Below are 1,746 nucleotides of genomic sequence, written 5' to 3' on the forward strand. Positions count from 1 at the left end.
TGGGCCATGGCCAGCACCCTGGCGCGCACCGAAGGCGGCACCTCGGGCGCATGCATGTCCACCGGGCGGTCCGCGCCGGCGCCGATGTCTTCCGGTGTCGCGGGGCAGGGGCGCATGCCGGTCTCCTGGGAATGCAAGGCGGTGGTGTTTATCGGCCTCAATGCCCCGCCAGCTTCTTGAGCTGGTACAGCGCATCCAGCGCTTCGCGTGGGCTGAGCTGGTCCGGGTGGATGGTGGCCAGCGTGGCCTCCACCGGGCTTGGTGCCGACACCTCGGGCGCGGGGGCGGGGCGAACAGGTCCACCTGCAGCTCGCCCTCGTCCGCGCGCTCTTCCAGCGCGGCCAGCGCGTGGCGCGCGTGGTGCAGCACCGGGGCGGGCATGCCGGCCAGCTTGGCCACTTGGATGCCGTAGCTGCGGCTGGCCGGACCGGGCTGGATTTCGTGCAGGAAGACGATGTCGGAGCCGCTTTCCGCCGCGCTCACGTGCATGTTGATGGCGTGGCGCGCCTTGGCGGGCAGTTCGGTCAGCTCGAAGTAGTGCGTGGCGAACAGTGTGAAGGCGCGGGTCTTGTCGTGCAGGTGCGTGGCGATGCCGCTGGCCAGGGCCAGGCCGTCGAAGGTGCTGGTGCCACGGCCGATCTCGTCCATCAGCACCAGGCTGTGTGGCGTGGCGGCGTGCAGGATCTGCGCGGCCTCCACCATCTCCAGCATGAAGGTCGATTGCGCGTTGGCCAGGTCGTCGGCCGCGCCGATGCGCGTGTGGATGGCGTCGATGGGCCCCAGGCGACAGCTGGCGGCGGGCACATGGCTGCCCATGCTGGCCAGCAGCACGATGAGCGCCACCTGGCGCATGTAGGTTGACTTGCCGCCCATGTTGGGGCCGGTGATGACCTGCATGCGCGTGTTGGCGTTCAGGCGCGTGTGGTTGGCGATGAAGGCGCCGCTCGATGTCTCGGCCAGACGCGCCTCCACCACGGGGTGGCGGCCGGCTTCGATCTCGATGCAGGGCTCGTTCACGAACTGCGGCGCGCACCAGCCGAGCGTGAGCGAGCGTTCGGCCAGGGTGCACAGCCCGTCCAGCGTGGCAAGGGCATGCGCCAGGCGGGTGAGCCGCGGGATGTGCGGCTGGAGCTGGTCCAGCACCTGCTCGTAGAGCCACTTCTCGCGCGCCAGGGCGCGTTCGTTGGCAGACAGGGCCTTGTCCTCGAAGGCCTTGAGCTCGGGCGTGATGAAGCGCTCGGCGTTCTTCAGCGTCTGGCGGCGGCGGTAGTCGCCCGGCACCTTGTCGAGATGGCTACCGGTGACTTCGATGTAGAAGCCGTGCACCTTGTTGAACTGCACGCGCAGGTTGGGGATGCCGGTACGCGCCTTCTCGCGCGTTTCCAGGTCGAGCAGGAAGGCGTCGCAGTTGCTCTGGATGCCGCGCAGCTCGTCCAGCTCGGCGTCGAAGCCGCTGGCGATCACGCCGCCGTCGCGCACCAGCGCGGCGGGTTCCTCGTCGATGGCGCGCCGCAGCAGCTCCGTGCAGCCCTCGGGCGGCTGCAAATGGCTGAAGATTTGGGCCAAATAGGGTTCTGGCGCTTGTCCGTTCTGCGCGAGCAGCTCTGCTTTTTGTAGCGTCTTGCCCAGCGCCACGAGCTCGCGCGGGCGCACCTGGCGCAGCGCGGTGCGCGCGGTGATGCGCTCCACGTCGCTCACGCCCTTGAGCTGCTCGCGCAGTGCGCTCCAGGGGGCCTGGCTGGCACC

At 69.4% G+C, this 1,746-nt stretch carries 1 pseudogene; it reads right to left on the minus strand.

Annotated elements, in window-relative coordinates:
• Positions 1-157 precede the first annotated feature (157 nt).
• Positions 158-1,746: pseudogene (gene mutS / locus ACDELDRAFT_RS22180) on the minus strand (DNA mismatch repair protein MutS); the annotation flags it as partial.

The sequence above is a fragment of the Acidovorax delafieldii 2AN genome (assembly GCF_000175235.1).
GTDB classification, from domain to species: Bacteria; Pseudomonadota; Gammaproteobacteria; order Burkholderiales; family Burkholderiaceae_C; genus Acidovorax; species Acidovorax delafieldii_B.